This window comes from Flavobacterium sp. (assembly GCF_047602195.1).
In the GTDB taxonomy this organism is placed as follows: Bacteria; Bacteroidota; Bacteroidia; order Flavobacteriales; family Flavobacteriaceae; genus Flavobacterium.
In genome coordinates this window covers 490,454-504,932 of sequence record NZ_JASGHW010000003.1, presented here as the reverse complement: position 1 = coordinate 504,932, position 14,479 = coordinate 490,454, and the positions used below count along the sequence as shown (strand labels likewise).

Sequence of the window (14,479 nt, the reverse complement as noted above, 5' to 3'; positions counted from 1 at the left end):
ATGATCCATCCCGATACCGAAATTAGATTCATCAGCGAACAAGTAGGCTATGGCGTCGTTGCGACCAAATTGATTCCGAAAGGAACCATCACCTGGGTCCAGGACGAACTCGACCGCGTATATACTCCAGAAGAAGTCCAGCAACTCTCCCCGCTCATGCGCGACTACCTCGAAACCTATTGTTTTACCAACAACCGCGGCGAAAAAGTTTTGTGCTGGGATTATGCCAAATACGTCAACCACAGTTTTGTTCCGAGTTGTTTTTCGACCGCTTACGATTTTGAGATTGCCATCCGCGACATCCAACCCGGCGAACAACTGACCGACGATTACGGTTACCTCAACCTTGAGGCGCCTTTTCGAAGCGTTGGATGAAGGTGTGGAACGTAAAATTGTTTACCCCGATGACATCCTGACCTATCATGTGCAATGGGATGAACTGGTCCGTCAAACGCTACCGGCTATTTTTGGCACCACCGATCAGCCTTTGCTAAAGTTTGTTCCGCAAAAAACCTGGGAAGCCTTTGAAAAACTCAAAACCGATCCCTCCCAAATGGTCTCGTTGCTCAATTGCCATTACTATCCGATGAAAACGGTGTAACCCTAAAATCCAAATCAGATGAAAAATTCAAAAAAGAACAAAAACGCTTTCGAAACATTCGCCACACATGCCGCAAAAGCCAGCGGAAGCACGACGGCATTTTCATTGGCCGCGGCCGCAGTCATCCTTTGGGCCTGTACCGGTCCGATTTTCAATTTTTCGGAAACCTGGCAACTAGTCATCAATACCGGCACCACGGTCATCACTTTCCTGATGGTGTTCCTGATCCAGAAAGCGCAGAACAAGGATTCGTTGGCCATACAACTCAAGCTCAACGAACTGGTCGCCTCGCATGAATTCGCGAGCAACCGGCTGATCGATATCGAGGACATCACCGAGCAGGAAATGGAGACCATCAAGAAATACTACCGTCACTTGAGCAAGCTCGCCGAAAAAGACGATACGCTGCAGTGTTCACATACGATCGAGGAAGCCGAGGAACTGCACGAACTCAAAAAGAAAAAATACTTAGATTGATGCAAGATATTCCCAAAATCCTGTAATGGGTTCGCAGCATTTCGCGATACATTTGAAACATTAATTCAAACACGACGCATCATGAAAAAAGCAATTGTATCCGCAAGCCTGTGTCTGGCTGTCGGTTTTGCCGCTGCCACTTTCGTTTCTTGCAAAGACAAAGAAACCACGGTTGAAGAAACCACAGTAGAAACCACCACCGAAGAAATTCCACTCGATACAACCCAGGCGGAACCCGTCACACCGGCCGACACGACCGCGACGATGTCCAATGGCGGAACCCCCGTTCAAGCACAATAAAAAAGCCTTCCGGATGGAAGGCTTTTTTATTTATTCTTTTACGATCTTTTTCGTCAAAATTCCTTCCCCGGTGGTTATCCTGACCATGTAAACGCCAGCGGAATGATCCGTCAAATCCAATTGATTGGACACGAGCATGCCCAAGGCATTGTAAATTTCCACTTTGCTGATGGAAACATTGCGGCTCAATTCGAGCTTTCCTGAAGTCGGGTTCGGATACAAGGCCAAAGAGCGGCCAAGACCAAACGGATTGGTTTGCAACACCTCAACCGCCATGCAATCGGTGGTGCTTTCGCAACCATTGGTCGTAAGCAGGCACGAATAATTTCCGGAACTCACCGCCGTAAAACTCTGTGCGGTTTGGCCCTCGATCGGCAAATTGGTGTCGCAGTCGATCCATTGATAAGTTGTTCCGACCAAATTCCGGTCGGCGGTCAAAATAGATTCAGCAACAGTTACGTTGGTCGTGAAAGCATTCTGTGAATCGGTGATTTCGATTGGGATTGTGAGGCTGCCCGACTGGGCCGGTTGGCAGAAATTGTTGCTGATCGTGAGCGTGACCTCATGCATGCCCGGGCAAACGAATTCATGGGACGGATTGATCTCGGTAGACGTCCCGCCATCGCCAAAATCCCAAGAAACGGTATCGAAATTCGTACTCAGGTTCGCAAAACCCACCGTGGCCGATTGGGTTTCGGGATCGTAATCGGTGCCAAACGGAATGAGGTTGAACTGGGCCGAAGGCGACAAACATTGCTGTCCGTCGATGTAGGTCACCGATGTCGGGATAAAAATATTGAAAAATTCTGCCCCATCGGCCTGCAAAACCGGCTGTCCGTAATTTTTGTCGAACCATTTGTACGAAACCGTAGTCGAAGGGATCGGGATTTCGATGCCACCGATCGTGATGTGGTCCACGCGCTGCACCACCGTCTTCATCTTGAGCACATTGGGAAACGTCATGAACGGCGTGACCAATGAACCCCAACCCTGCACGGTATTGGTCCGCGTGATTTCGGCACCGTAAACGACATCGAAACCGAGGCCGCCCAGATTGAAATCGACGTTGAAGGCCGCATTCGACGTATGCGTGTCGCCATAGTTCATCGGGAACTGGTAAATGACATCGGGCGACTCATAATCGACGGCCATCGGCAAAGCCAACGCGCCAAAACCGATGTTCATACCGACCATCTTGGATTCGAGTGCGCCCGCGCTGAGCTTCGAATGCTCGATCATGTTCGTAATGCCGTAATCCTGCACTTCTAATCCGTCGGAAACCGGAAGCGACAGGTTGAAATTGTTGTTGAACTGGCTGTTGCAGTTGAACAGGTAGCCGTGCGAAAAGCACCAGGCCAGTTTGTAGCCCGAATCGTTGGGGTTGCCGTAGGAAAAAGTGGTTTGGGATTCGGCGGAAAGTCCGCTGTAATCCCACGCATGGTTCTCGCCCGTCACGGCAAAATTGAACAGGCCGATCGGTGCCTTGCTGATCGTAATGGCCTCGCCCGCCACCGCATAATCTGAAGAATCATAGGTAATTTGCGCCGAGGCAGTCAGTGAAAACAGCAGCGCTGTGAGTAAAGTAATTTTTGTCATAAGCTTTCATTTTTGGTTGTACTCGTTTTCATTCGCATCAGTTCCGAAGCATCGGATTGTGGTTTTGATCTTACTTAAATGTAGACAAATCGAAAGTAAGCGCCTACAAAATCCGACAAACACCTTGGTTTTCAGACCAAAAGCACAAACGCCATCTGAATTGGAAAATAAATTCCATATAAATAAACGAACATTCACTTATTGCATTATCTTTGCCCAAATAAATTTTCATGCGCACAAGAGACGAACAGAAAGAAAAACTGGTGATTGAAAAAGCCATCGAGCAAATTGTACAGGATGGCTTTCAAGGCTTTAGCATGAACAAATTGGCCAAGGCTTGCGGCATATCGGTGGCCACGCTGTATATTTATTACAGCCACAAGGACGACCTGATCCAGAAAATCGGGATTGAAGTGGGGCGCAATTTCCTACAAACCACCATGAAGGATTTTTCATCCGATATGGATTTCGAGACCGGTTTGTGGAAACAATGGGAAAACCGTTCGGCTTTTGCACTGCAGTTCCCCAAGGAAGTCGCCTTTTTTGAAATCATCCGGCACTCGCCGCACAGCGAGGTCATCCAACAGGAATTGCTGATTGGATTCAAGCAAAAGATGACCGATTTTTTTGCCAACGCGATCAAGAACAACCAGCTTATCCCGCTCCCGGTCGATGTGTTCTGGAGCATTGCCTACGGACCGCTGTACAATTTGATGCGTTTCCACCGCGAAGGGAAAAATATGGCGGGAATGCCTTTTACATTAACCGATGACATCAAGCGACAGGCGTTTGACTTGGTCATCAAAGCATTAAAACCATAAATCACATGGAAAACAATTTTGACCACATCCTGATTTTCCGGACCAACATCGGACCGGTTCAGAAAAATTCAGCCCTGCATGAAACTTTTGACAATCATCCCGACATATTGCACTGGAGTATCGATGCCGAGGACAGCGATTGTGTCCTGCGCATCGTCTCCCCGACCCTTACCGCCAATGAAATCAACGCCTTGGTCGGCCAGCACGGCTTTGACTGCTGCGAATTGGACTAACATCAATCTTTATAAATCATCATCAAAATGGACAATCAATCCACAGAAAGCATGGCTTTCACCCCGTACCAAAAATTCATCATCGCCATTTTGGCTTTGCTCCAATTCACCATCATCCTCGACTTTATGGTCATTTCGCCATTGGGCGATATCCTGATGAAGACGCTCGACATGACGACTTCCAATTTTGGGATGGTCGTTTCGGCCTATGCGTTCAGCGCCGGTATATCAGGGCTTCTGGCTGCGGGTTTTGCCGATAAATTCGACCGCAAGAAATTGCTTATCTTCTTTTACACCGGTTTTATTCTGGGCACCTTGTGCTGTGCGTTCTTCGAACAGTTATGCCATGTTGTTGGCCTCGCGTATCGTGACCGGAATCTTCGGCGGGGTGATCGGATCGATTTCGCTGGCCATCATGACCGATCTGTTTGCCATCAACCAACGCGGCCGTGTGATGGGATTCATCCAAATGGCCTTTGCCTCAAGCCAGATCTTGGGCATTCCGATTGGGCTGTATTTTGCCAATCTTTGGGGCTGGCACGCTTCCTTCCTGATGATCGTCGTCCTGGCCGCGGTCATTCTGTTGGCTGTCATATTTAAAGTGAAACCGGTCGACAAACATTTGGAATTGCAATCGGACAAGAACGCCTTTTTGCATTTGTGGCATACGCTGAGCAACAAAAATTACCGGATCGGGTTTAGCGCCGTGGCCATTCTTTCGGTGGGCGGGTTTATGTTGCAACCTTTCGGAAGTGCGTTTTTGGTCAACAACATCCACATTGCACAGGAGCAATTGCCGATCATCTTTTTCTGTACCGGGGTTTCGGTCTTGTTCATCATGCCCGTGATTGGAAAACTCAGCGACCGCGTGAACAAATTCCGTTTGTTCTCGGCAGGATCGATCCTGTCGATCATCATGGTCATCATTTATACCAACCTTCCACCGATCCCGATGTGGCAGATCATCGTCATCAACATGATTCTTTTCATGGGCATCATGAGCCGCATGGTACCATCGACCACGCTTAACACGGCCATTCCGGAGATGAAAGACCGGGGCGCTTATATGGCGATCACCTCATCGATGCAACAGATTGCGGGTGGCATTGCGGCTGTGGCTGCGGGTTACATCGTTCACCAGCAAACCAAGACGAGTCCGCTGGAAAATTATCCCGTATTGGGCTACATCATTGCAGCGGTGACGCTATTTTCGATTGTCCTGATTTGGCGCGTGGACCAAATGGTACAACAGAAACCCAATCCGGTCCCTGTCGCCGACAAACCAACAGATCATTAATACCAAGCCCGGCCTGTCCGGGTTTTTTATTCGACGGAATCCTTTTTGGCTATGTTGTGGAGCAAATGCAGGATTTGCTTTTCGATGATGGCCAATTGGGAAAGCGTGATGGCAGTGAGCTCTTTGGGTGTGGCGTAAGTGGCGATTTGCGGTAGAAACTCGTCCAGTTCTTTTTTTACACCAGTAGATATTGAGCAACTGCTCTTCGGTAGGGGATAATCCAGATATACCGATACGAGAAAAATCATCGGGTAGGATGTTATCTGTACTTTTCATGTTGAGTGATTTAGGGAACTGCAAAATACGTTAATATTGTGTTTTTGCGATTATAACAAACCGTTAATTTTTTACAAAATTGACATTTTAAGAAAATATGCTATTAACCTGTAAACTTTGTTAAAACACATTCGCAAATTGAGACTTAAGTTTGATTTTCATACCTTTACAATCCCTAATCTAATGAAAAATGAAACTTACAAGCCTTTTGTTTCTTGTATGTCCATTTTACCTGTACGCGCAGGTGGGCATCGGAACAACCAGCCCAACGGCTACACTAGATGTCAATGGTACGCTTCGCGTAAGGCAAACCGATCTCTACACGAGTGATACTTCGGCCAAAGATTCGGTTTTGGTGGTCAATAAAATTGGCGATGTGCGCCGGGTCAGCTCAAAAACCATTGTCAACAGTTACCTCAAGACCTTCGTAAAGGGAAGCTTCAATACCTCCACCGACAAAAGCCTCACGCTTTCTTCAGGTACCCAAAAAATCCCTTTTGATTATGAAGAATTTGACACCAACAATGAGTTCGATACTTCCAACAATACTTTTACGGCCAAGCAAGCCGGGATTTACGAAATCGGTGTGCAGATTAAGGCGACCAGTTCACTGAGCATCGCTTCTAATTTCGCGGTGGCCATCGTCAAAGTCATCACTTCGCCTGCGTCCACTACCGTTTTGGCACGCGCTGCATTTGCCAATGTGGGCGTGGCCACGGTCAACATCACCACCCCATTGCGCGCCACGCAAACCTTGGTACAGCTCAATTCGGGTGATACGATCCGATTCAATCTTTACAGCGACTTGGTCAATATTGGCGTGCTCGGCAGTCGTGAGGATTGCTTTTTTTACATCCATCAGGTGCGTTAACGGTTCGGAAATTTACCTGGATTTTATAGGGGAATTGTTGACTGTTCGCGTAAAAAATTGTACATTCGGGGAAATACTACACCAATGGCCCATTCCACGACTCCTTCCCTGACCGAACAAATACACGAAGCAGAAAACCGTTTACTCCAAGCGCAAAAAAACAGCGATGTCTCGGCATTGGACCGGCTGTTGCACGACGATCTGGTATTCATCGCTCCCAATAACGAAATCACGACCAAGAAATCTGACCTGGACATGCACCGTTCGGGCAACCTCAAAGTACTGGCCTCGCATGCCGAGGAGCCGCTGGTGAAAATCCAGGAAGATCTTGCCACTGTCGTCGTCGATGTGCACCTGCGTGTGGAGTTCTACGGGCAACCATTCGAAGGTTTGTACCGTTACATGAGGGTTTGGAAAGCCGTGGGCAACGATTGGAAAATCATTGCAGGGAGCTGCAGCCAGTTGTAAAACCGATTCTGTTTTGGAACATCAGGACAAATGAATGAATTTCAAATTTCACAATTTGCGAATTCTTTATTTTTGCATCCAATCCCATCCCTAAAAAATCATCGATTGCCTATCTTTGCGTGAAAAGCAAAACCATGGCCAAGAGAAACCGCAAACACGAAGAATTCCTCAACGTGCTCACACACGGGACAGGGCTTTTGCTTTCGATTGCCGCTTTGGCTACGTTGGTTTGGTTTTCGGCCTTGAATGGCACGCCGATGCAACTGATTGCCTCGGTGGTTTTTGGACTGAGCCTCACACTGCTCTATTCGGCATCGACCATTTACCACGCCATGACCAAACTGCGCTGGAAACGGTTGTTCCAGACCGTCGACCACCTGTGCATTTACCTTTTAATCGCGGGAACTTATACGCCAGTGGCATTACTCGGGCTCAAGGGCGTTTGGGGTTGGGTGATTTTTGGCCTCATTTGGATTTTTGCCGTGATGGGTTTTATATTCAAACTATCGCCTTTGCGCAGGTACGAAAAAATCTCGCTGGCCCTTTACCTCGTGATGGGATGGCTCATTGTCGTCGCGCTCAAGCCGCTTCTGCAAAGTATGCCCGTCGAACCTTTGTTGCTACTGCTCGCAGGCGGTTTGTGCTATACGGCCGGCACCTACTTTTTCGTCAAGGAAAACGAACCCTACTACCATACCATCTGGCATGTATTTGTATTGGCAGGCAGCGCTTTCCATTTCTTTAGTATCTTTCTGTACCTTGTGCCCTAGCCTTTGGTTTTGAGGTAGTGGGTCGTTAAGGTTCGTGCCCAATAGCGCGGTACATTGTATTTGGCTTGCAGGGAAGCCACGATCTCATTCGATTTCTTGGTCTTGGCTTCGAATTGGTCAAGGATCATGATCCAATCGGCGATGGGTTTTCCGGTTTTGTCGATGACCTGCGCATCTTCTACTTCCCAGTATTCTTTTTTCATGAGGATTTGTTTTTTTAACGTTGCATCCGAAAATTCGGCGGCGTTTTAGGTTGGTTTTTGTGCTTCACTTTCGAGTACCTTGGCAAAATGGGCCATTTTATCGGTCCAGAATTGCTCGTAGAAAGCCAGCCAATCGCGAACTTCGACAAATCCGGCCGGATCCAACGCACAAAACCGCTCGCGTCCCATGCTTGTAATCGAAACCAGGTTGGCCTGCTCGAGTGATTTGATGTGCTTCGAAATCGCCGGGCGGCTTACCGGAAAATGGGCGGCCAGTGCATTGATGCTCAACGAACCGGCCGTGAGCAGGAACAATATCTGGCGCCGTGTCGGATCGCCAATGGCGGCAAAAACATCAGGTTTTGTGTTTTCCATGATCAGGTATTTTTGGACAACAAATCTGCAAAATTTTTCGCAATCTGGCTTTTCCAACCGCTGCCCATCATATAACTCACCATCCAGGCTTTGAATCCTTTGAATCCGGTATGCTCGAGCAGGAGCCGCGTATTGTTGCCTTCGGGTTGCAGCGTCCAGGTCACCACCGTGTCGATTTGGCGCGAACCCGGCTTGTCGCCTGAAACCCAACTGTACGAAAGTTTCCGATTCGGTACAATTTCGAGTACTTCACATTCGACGATTCCGCTCCAACCGGGCATGGGTTTGGAACGAAATTGAAAACGGTGCCCCAGTTTGAGTTCAAAATTATTGGGCATGAGCCATTTTTCGATCAATTCGGGTGTGGTCAGGCAATGCCAAACATGCTCGGCGGTGTAGGGATGAACCCATTCCAATTTGAGGTCTCTTTTCATTATATGTAACTTAAAAGTTACACAATATTAATAACTCAAAAGTTACCAAACAAATAATTTGCTTGTTATTTTTGGAACAACCGGAAATGGTATCTTTAGGGCATGGAAATGAGATTTGCCTTTTTACCCTCGCAAAAATTGATCGGGCACTGCCAACGACAGTCGTTGACCGACGACCGTACCTTAGAACTTTGGCGAAAATTCATGCCCCGCAGGAACGAAATCGCCAAGGCCATCAATACCAACGAATTGGTCTCGATGCGCATTTACGGACCCGAATACGACTTCAACAATTTCAATCCTTCGGCCGAATTTGACAAATGGGCCGGTCGGTTCGTTTCCGATTTCGATCAGGTTCCCGACGGGATGCAAATCCACACCATCCCCGAAGGACATTACGCGGTTTTTCTTTACCAAGGATCACCCCAAAATGCCGCCGCTGCCTTCGGTTATATTTTTGAAAGTTGGTTGCCGCAATCCGGATACGAATTGGATGCGCGGCCCCATTTTGAAATCCTAGGCGAAAAATACCGCAACGACAGCGAGGACTCGCAGGAGGAAATTTGGGTTCCCATCAAGCGCAGGCCATAACATTGAATTTCCTACATTAGCACTTTAAAATGGCAACCCATGGGATGGAAAACCTCACTGATCATTATCGAAAACAAGCATCATTTCACCAACGACAATGCGCTCATCGAAGCCTTGGGTTTCGACAACCTCGTCTATAAAAGGGAAGCGACTTTTGAAGAAACGCTCCATCCCGAAAAAAACACTTTTGCCATCGGCTACCATCGTGACAACATCATCATCAGCGACGGACACCAACTGACAAACCGCGGTCTGGAGAAGACAGACGGGCTCAAACTTGCAAAATATGAGCAAAACCTTACCCAGTTATTTCCGGATGCCGAAATCCTGACGGTCGCCTGCTACAGCACTTCCAATTTCCATGGCTATTCGCTGATCCAAAACGGAGACAGGCAACGGCTTAAGATTGTCGGTGAAGGTTTCAAAAAAGAATGGGGCGTGCCATTGGCCGAAGAAAACCAACTCTATCAAAATGCTACCCAACAGGACGGTGAATGGGTTTGGCAAGACGATGACGACACCTTGACCGAGGACCAACTCATGGAAGATTTCACGTTTACCGTGGCCAAAAGACGGCTGGGCGTCCGGCTTGATGAAGCCGAAGGCGAAGATTTGCTCGAAAACACCCCATTCAAGGTATATGAATTTCTGGAGCTTCCGGTCAATGGGCTCGAAAGAAGATACACCGCGGCGCAAATGGGTGATTTATGTGATGATTGTGGTCGTGGCCTTGGCCTGGCAATTGATCCGCAGAATGAACGATTGAAAATCTCGATTTTATCTTTCGGTTGCAAGGCCGATTGGCTTACTGCCCATCCTGCGAAGAAGGATCTTTCTTGGCCTCGGGGTCTTTTTCAATGACTTTCTTCTGGTTGTCCCTGTGCTCCTTGACAAAGGCATCGAGTTGTCTTTTGAATTTCAGGTGCAGATCAGGTGTAGACGTATAGCTGGTATAGTAATGCTCCAGGCTCTTTAGCTTTTCCTTGAAGCGCAGCAACGAATTGATATTGGCCGTAATGTCTGCCGTGTTGATCAGCGCATTCTTGAAATAGGTCCAGATGCGGGGTTTGGTGTAAGCCTTGAAATGGTCATAGGCGGTATCGAATTCGGCTTCGGTATACCGGCCCGCTTCGGTAAAAAATAGGCAAACCGCCATATCCGATTCCCGGATCTTGTCGTTGTATTCGGCTTGTTTGCCGTTTTCGGAGATTTCATCGAGGAAAAACTCCCACTGTACGATCTCTACATAGACGCGGTCCTCGGGATTTTCATTGCGTTGGCTGATGTCGTTCTCCACACTGATGAATTGGCGGAATGCTTCCCTTTCCTGCTGCAGCTCGCGTGAAGAAGCCAAAAACAACCGAAGATTGGTCCCGGGTTTGCCTTCTTCCCTCTTGGGGTATTCCATCATCTTGAGCAGCAGTTCGGCCGGAATCGTGTCGCCGGTGGCATTGCACTGCGAACCGTTCCCATTGGCCCTGAACTTGAGCAATCGGTTGTAATCGTGGAATGCCGGTTTGTCGCTCGCCTTGCAATAGTTACAGATGCACGGCACATATTGTATGTACTTGAGCCTATGGAATGGCGCTAGGACTTCGGCAAATCGTTCCCGGATGATGGACAGCAATTCGATCTTGTTCTTTCCGGTGATGCGGATCAGGAACTGGTTGCTGCTTCCATAGCTTTCCACAATCTCGGCATGCGCCCCATTGGATTGGATATTGAAACCGCGGTGCCATACCAGATCGTGGTCGTCAATGTGGTGGTGCAACGCGACAATGAGCCGTGACATGATGCCGCGCGGCATGTACTGGTCGAATTCATAGATAAATTGCAGGATGTCCTTTTGGTCGTGGTAAGGCCACTTTTCGTAAGGCATTACCGTAGGCAGGTGTTCGGGGATCACATAACTGTCCTTGCCGCGTATGTGGTACATCAATCCAAATTTGTGCATGAGTCTCGAAAGCTTGTTGGCTTCGTATTGCAGGTCGCTCCTGCCCCATATTTTGCGGATGTCTTCATCGCTGATGCGCCCTTTGCGGTCAATGGCCGTTGGATTGTCGAGCACTTCATAGACGATTTTCACGAGCCAGTTGGAGTTGAGATAGATGCGTTCCTGCAACAACGCGTCATCGATGAAATGGGTAAATACCCCAATCCGGTTGAAATAATCGCTGAGCCTGGCCATCATCCCGTTTTCACGCACGCCATGGTCTTTGCAGATTTCCCGGAACGCGTCGAATGAAATGAAATTTTTATCAATAGAAAGCAAATGCTCCCGGATGGCCACCCATTCGGATGGCAATTCATCGCCTATGCCGGGCAGTTCCGCCAAATGCATCTTGATCTCGTTCTGCAGTTGTTTTATTTTCGGGACATCGTTGCTCAGGTCAAGGGCCGATACATTTTTGATCAGCTTGCCAAAATGGCCGCGATAGCCCGGTTCATCAAATTTGGATTCGCGACCATACATCTCATTGATGACAATCGCGACCATGCTGCCGTCTCCTCCCAATTGTTCCACCGTGTTGAGCCAATAGGAAAAATCTGTTTTTTCTTCGCGCGTATCGGCCAGGAGTACATAAAAGGATTTGTCGGTAAAGAAAATCTGGTGCGTGCCCTGGTATATTTTCTGTCCGCCGAAGTCCCAGAAATTGACCCTGAACAAGGATTTCTTTCCGGCTTGTTCCTCGATTTCAAATCGCCAGCTCCCGATATCGATTCCAAAAGTCGTGTCTTGCTGCTCGGGCATTTTGGCATGCGCATCCTGCACCTTCCGCACAAAACTCGTTTTGCCGCTTCCGCCTTGGCCGATGACCAGCAATTTGGCTTCATACAATTTTTGGGTCTCGCCACTGCCTTGCTCGATTTGCTTGAAATAGTCTTTGATGGTAGACAAACCACCCCTAATGATATTCATCGGGGGCCTTTTGAGGTTGTCATCCATAATGGCAAAACCATACTTCATGGGCGTGTCGGTCCAACTGACCGGAATATCTTCGTAGACATTGAGCGAGAAAATCCACGAAGGCAATTCCTCTATCGCATTGTTGATCAAGGCAATCGACCGCAGGTTGGCAAGGCTTTGCAAAGCCGATACATCAGATACAGCAGTTCTTTTAATCTGAAGTTCCTGCAAACTTGAAAAATCGCCCAAGACGCCAATGTCTTTGATAAGCGCTCCTTTGAGGATGAGTTCCCGCAGATTCGTGAGGTGTTTCAACGCATTGATATTGGTGATGCGGTCACTGTGAAATTTAAGCCGCCGCAGCGAATCGAGCCCTTCAAAAACCGAAATGTCTTCGATTTGCGTATCCTCGAGGATCAACGTATCGAGTCGTTCCAATCCGGCAATGGGAGAAAGGTCAGTTGCAGAGATGTCTTTCAGCCACAGGGTTTCCAGTTTTTGGAGCCCCGCCAGGAAATCCAGGTTCTTGATGTTCTTCCCGGACAGCGTGAGTATCGTCAATTCGGTCAAACCCGAAATCGGCGTATAGTCGTTGATTCCTAAGTTTTCCCTGATACTTAGGCTTTTTAACTGCGGAATGGTGGCCAGAAAACCCAAATCGGTCAAAGAATTGAAATCGAGATTCAAATCTTCCAAATATTCCAATTCCCTGAAAAAATCCGAAAAATGAACATCGAGTTTTTTTTCACGTTGCAATCCCAATGCACAAATGCGTCCATTGTCGTTGCGTTTGAATCCCGTTTCATTGATCAGCTCAAATTTATAGCCGCCTACTGACTTGAGTTCTATTCCATATTTATTCTGGAGGTATCGGATAACTGCTTCATCAACTGTCATGGAAAAATTGGTATTGGTTTGGACAATAGCCCTAAAGGCATGCGCTTTACAATCTTAACAAAAAAATGGCAACTTTTCGCGATTGCATTCAAATTAATCGCAGTGTGGCATGCCGTACTTGGCAAAGTCTTGTCTGCCAACGCAAACTGTCATAAAAGCGCAACCCCAATCTGTGCGCAACAGGGTTTCAGTATCTCGTCCAATACCGACCAACTGCTCCTTTTTTTAAGGTCACTTGCGTTTTTACATCACTTCTTGTTAAAATCCACAGACGTTCGTCGATTACAAAAAAATAACGTTGAATGGCTTTCGCCTTTTTGTTACTTCGTGTAAGATATATCTAACAAAAATGTTTTCCGTCCGCGCAAACGGAGAAAAATCAAATCAAACCGACTTAACCATTCCTGCAGTGATGCAGGTAAAAATCTAACACAATGAGAAAAACACAACTTCTGATTGCGGGTATGCTCACGCTCGCCATCACACTGACTTCGTGCAGCAGCGAAGACAAAGCCGTACAGCAACAGGAAAACGCCAGGACGGTCGAATTGGCCAAAACCACCGAAATGCTCGACTTCGAAAGCAGCCTCAAAGATTGGATGCAGGCCAAGCGTGAAAACGTTGGAACGACTTCCAGGGCAGCGGCAGACGAACAAATCGCTCGCCAAGCCAAAGCCTTGCTGGGCTCCATCGGGGAAAACGAGACCGCTTCGAAAGAACAAACCACCGATGAACTCGTACGGGCCACGATGCGCGCCTATTCTAAAAAACTGACGGAGCAATACCGTGCACAAAACCAATAGGATGAAAAAGTTATTCTCCCTTTTAGCCTTGCTGTTGGCCATTGGCGGTTATGCGCAAAAGACCGTCGAGATCTATAACTTCTCGAGCAAGACCGTTTCGTTGTCCATGGTGGTGACCAAACCTGCCTCGGGGACTTATCCTTGGTGTGCCAGTGTGGCGCCCTCGCCCATCTACATTGCCCCGGGTGACAGCTACATCTTGGAAAATACGGCCAACGCCTACCGTTTCCCATTCCATTCGCCGGGTTCTCCGACCTACATCACCAATTGGCGTAGGGTCACCGCACCGGCCAGTCCGGGCGCACCGGCTCCGTGGTCGAATATGCTCAGTACGGCAGTCTGGCCTTTGGGCAATGGGCAATACTTCGACTACATCAGCTTTTACATGAACAATGGCATGGCCGGCAGCGGCAACATTGGCGAACCGAGCTTTTGGGTAACGGCCAATCCGTTGATCAATACGGCCAACCAATGGCAGGTGGATTATTCGGGCGATTTCGTTTCCCCATCCTTGTATTTCAGCACCATCGTTTTTACTGACATTTAACCCCAATATAC

General features: G+C 48.0%; 20 protein-coding genes and 1 pseudogene. 14 read left to right on the top strand and 7 right to left on the bottom strand.

Features of this window, described 5'->3' with window-relative positions:
• From QM717_RS05715 to QM717_RS05700, 4 genes are all read left to right on the top strand, one after another.
• Positions 1-375, top strand: a complete 375-nt coding sequence (locus QM717_RS05715; RefSeq protein ID WP_415035703.1) for an SET domain-containing protein — start codon at positions 1-3, stop codon at positions 373-375.
• Positions 347-601, top strand: coding sequence for a hypothetical protein (locus tag QM717_RS05710; RefSeq protein WP_415036032.1), 255 nt, complete (start codon positions 347-349; stop codon positions 599-601). The genes QM717_RS05715 and QM717_RS05710 overlap by 29 nt, the downstream gene beginning before the upstream one ends.
• Positions 602-619: 18 nt before the next feature.
• Positions 620-1,078: a low affinity iron permease family protein gene (locus QM717_RS05705; protein ID WP_415035701.1), complete on the top strand. Its 459-nt coding sequence runs from the start codon at positions 620-622 to the stop codon at positions 1,076-1,078.
• An 81-nt stretch (positions 1,079-1,159) separates the two neighbouring features.
• A complete protein-coding gene (locus tag QM717_RS05700; protein WP_415035699.1) occupies positions 1,160-1,378 on the top strand; it encodes a hypothetical protein in 219 nt (72 codons plus the stop codon).
• Between the two features lie 30 nt (positions 1,379-1,408).
• Here QM717_RS05700 and QM717_RS05695 read toward each other — a convergent pair whose 3' ends face one another.
• Positions 1,409-2,974 carry a T9SS type A sorting domain-containing protein gene (locus tag QM717_RS05695; protein ID WP_415035697.1) on the bottom strand — a complete coding sequence of 522 codons (1,566 nt, stop codon included), beginning with the start codon at positions 2,972-2,974 and terminating at the stop codon, positions 1,409-1,411.
• Between the two features lie 230 nt (positions 2,975-3,204).
• Here QM717_RS05695 and QM717_RS05690 point away from each other — a divergent pair, with 230 nt between their 5' ends.
• Positions 3,205-3,795: a TetR/AcrR family transcriptional regulator gene (locus QM717_RS05690; protein ID WP_415035695.1), complete on the top strand. Its 591-nt coding sequence runs from the start codon at positions 3,205-3,207 to the stop codon at positions 3,793-3,795.
• Between the two features lie 5 nt (positions 3,796-3,800).
• On the top strand, positions 3,801-4,028 hold the full coding sequence (locus QM717_RS05685) for a hypothetical protein (RefSeq protein WP_415035693.1): 228 nt from the start codon (positions 3,801-3,803) through the stop codon (positions 4,026-4,028).
• A 35-nt stretch (positions 4,029-4,063) separates the two neighbouring features.
• On the opposite strand, the gene QM717_RS05680 is transcribed toward QM717_RS05685, so the two are convergent.
• Positions 4,064-4,213: a hypothetical protein gene (locus QM717_RS05680; RefSeq protein ID WP_415036030.1), complete on the bottom strand. Its 150-nt coding sequence runs from the start codon at positions 4,211-4,213 to the stop codon at positions 4,064-4,066.
• Here QM717_RS05680 and QM717_RS05675 point away from each other — a divergent pair.
• Positions 4,155-5,325: pseudogene (locus tag QM717_RS05675) on the top strand (MFS transporter). The gene QM717_RS05680 and the pseudogene QM717_RS05675 overlap by 59 nt on opposite strands.
• A gap of 26 nt (positions 5,326-5,351) precedes the next feature.
• Here the strand turns inward: QM717_RS05675 and QM717_RS05670 are convergent.
• The gene (locus QM717_RS05670; protein ID WP_415035691.1) at positions 5,352-5,573 is read right to left on the bottom strand and encodes a hypothetical protein; all 222 of its coding nucleotides are present in this window, start codon (positions 5,571-5,573) and stop codon (positions 5,352-5,354) included.
• A 218-nt stretch (positions 5,574-5,791) separates the two neighbouring features.
• Between QM717_RS05670 and QM717_RS05665 the strand changes: the two genes are divergently transcribed.
• The 3 genes from QM717_RS05665 (at position 5,792) to trhA (ending at position 7,710) form a co-directional block, all read left to right on the top strand.
• Positions 5,792-6,472 carry a hypothetical protein gene (locus tag QM717_RS05665; RefSeq protein WP_415035689.1) on the top strand — a complete coding sequence of 227 codons (681 nt, stop codon included), beginning with the start codon at positions 5,792-5,794 and terminating at the stop codon, positions 6,470-6,472.
• 84 nt (positions 6,473-6,556) lie between these two features.
• A complete protein-coding gene (locus QM717_RS05660) occupies positions 6,557-6,940 on the top strand; it encodes a nuclear transport factor 2 family protein (protein WP_415035687.1) in 384 nt (127 codons plus the stop codon).
• A 134-nt stretch (positions 6,941-7,074) separates the two neighbouring features.
• Complete coding sequence (gene trhA / locus QM717_RS05655; RefSeq protein ID WP_415035685.1) at positions 7,075-7,710, top strand: PAQR family membrane homeostasis protein TrhA; 636 nt, start codon at positions 7,075-7,077, stop codon at positions 7,708-7,710.
• Here the strand turns inward: trhA and QM717_RS05650 are convergent.
• From QM717_RS05650 to QM717_RS05640, 3 genes are read right to left on the bottom strand one after another with little or no spacing between them, the layout of a single operon-like run.
• Positions 7,707-7,913, bottom strand: a complete 207-nt coding sequence (locus QM717_RS05650) for a DUF4287 domain-containing protein (RefSeq protein ID WP_415035683.1) — start codon at positions 7,911-7,913, stop codon at positions 7,707-7,709. The two genes, trhA and QM717_RS05650, sit on opposite strands and share 4 nt — an antisense overlap.
• Before the next feature lie 45 nt (positions 7,914-7,958).
• Positions 7,959-8,288 carry an ArsR/SmtB family transcription factor gene (locus tag QM717_RS05645; protein WP_415035681.1) on the bottom strand — a complete coding sequence of 110 codons (330 nt, stop codon included), beginning with the start codon at positions 8,286-8,288 and terminating at the stop codon, positions 7,959-7,961.
• Positions 8,289-8,290: 2 nt separating this feature from the next.
• The gene (locus tag QM717_RS05640) at positions 8,291-8,722 is read right to left on the bottom strand and encodes an SRPBCC family protein (protein WP_415035679.1); all 432 of its coding nucleotides are present in this window, start codon (positions 8,720-8,722) and stop codon (positions 8,291-8,293) included.
• Positions 8,723-8,824: 102 nt separating this feature from the next.
• Between QM717_RS05640 and QM717_RS05635 the strand changes: the two genes are divergently transcribed.
• The gene (locus tag QM717_RS05635; RefSeq protein WP_415035677.1) at positions 8,825-9,313 is read left to right on the top strand and encodes a GyrI-like domain-containing protein; all 489 of its coding nucleotides are present in this window, start codon (positions 8,825-8,827) and stop codon (positions 9,311-9,313) included.
• A 39-nt stretch (positions 9,314-9,352) separates the two neighbouring features.
• The gene (locus QM717_RS05630; RefSeq protein WP_415035675.1) at positions 9,353-10,174 is read left to right on the top strand and encodes a hypothetical protein; all 822 of its coding nucleotides are present in this window, start codon (positions 9,353-9,355) and stop codon (positions 10,172-10,174) included.
• Here QM717_RS05630 and QM717_RS05625 read toward each other — a convergent pair.
• A complete protein-coding gene (locus QM717_RS05625; protein ID WP_415035673.1) occupies positions 10,119-13,118 on the bottom strand; it encodes a COR domain-containing protein in 3,000 nt (999 codons plus the stop codon). The two genes, QM717_RS05630 and QM717_RS05625, sit on opposite strands and share 56 nt — an antisense overlap.
• A gap of 434 nt (positions 13,119-13,552) precedes the next feature.
• Here QM717_RS05625 and QM717_RS05620 point away from each other — a divergent pair, with 434 nt between their 5' ends.
• Together QM717_RS05620 and QM717_RS05615 are read left to right on the top strand one after the other, a co-directional pair.
• Positions 13,553-13,921 (top strand): hypothetical protein, encoded by a 369-nt coding sequence (locus tag QM717_RS05620; RefSeq protein ID WP_415035671.1) that lies wholly within the window; start codon positions 13,553-13,555, stop codon positions 13,919-13,921.
• A 1-nt stretch (position 13,922) separates the two neighbouring features.
• Entirely contained in the window at positions 13,923-14,468 is a 546-nt protein-coding gene (locus QM717_RS05615) for a hypothetical protein (protein ID WP_415035669.1), read from the top strand.
• Positions 14,469-14,479 lie beyond the last annotated feature (11 nt).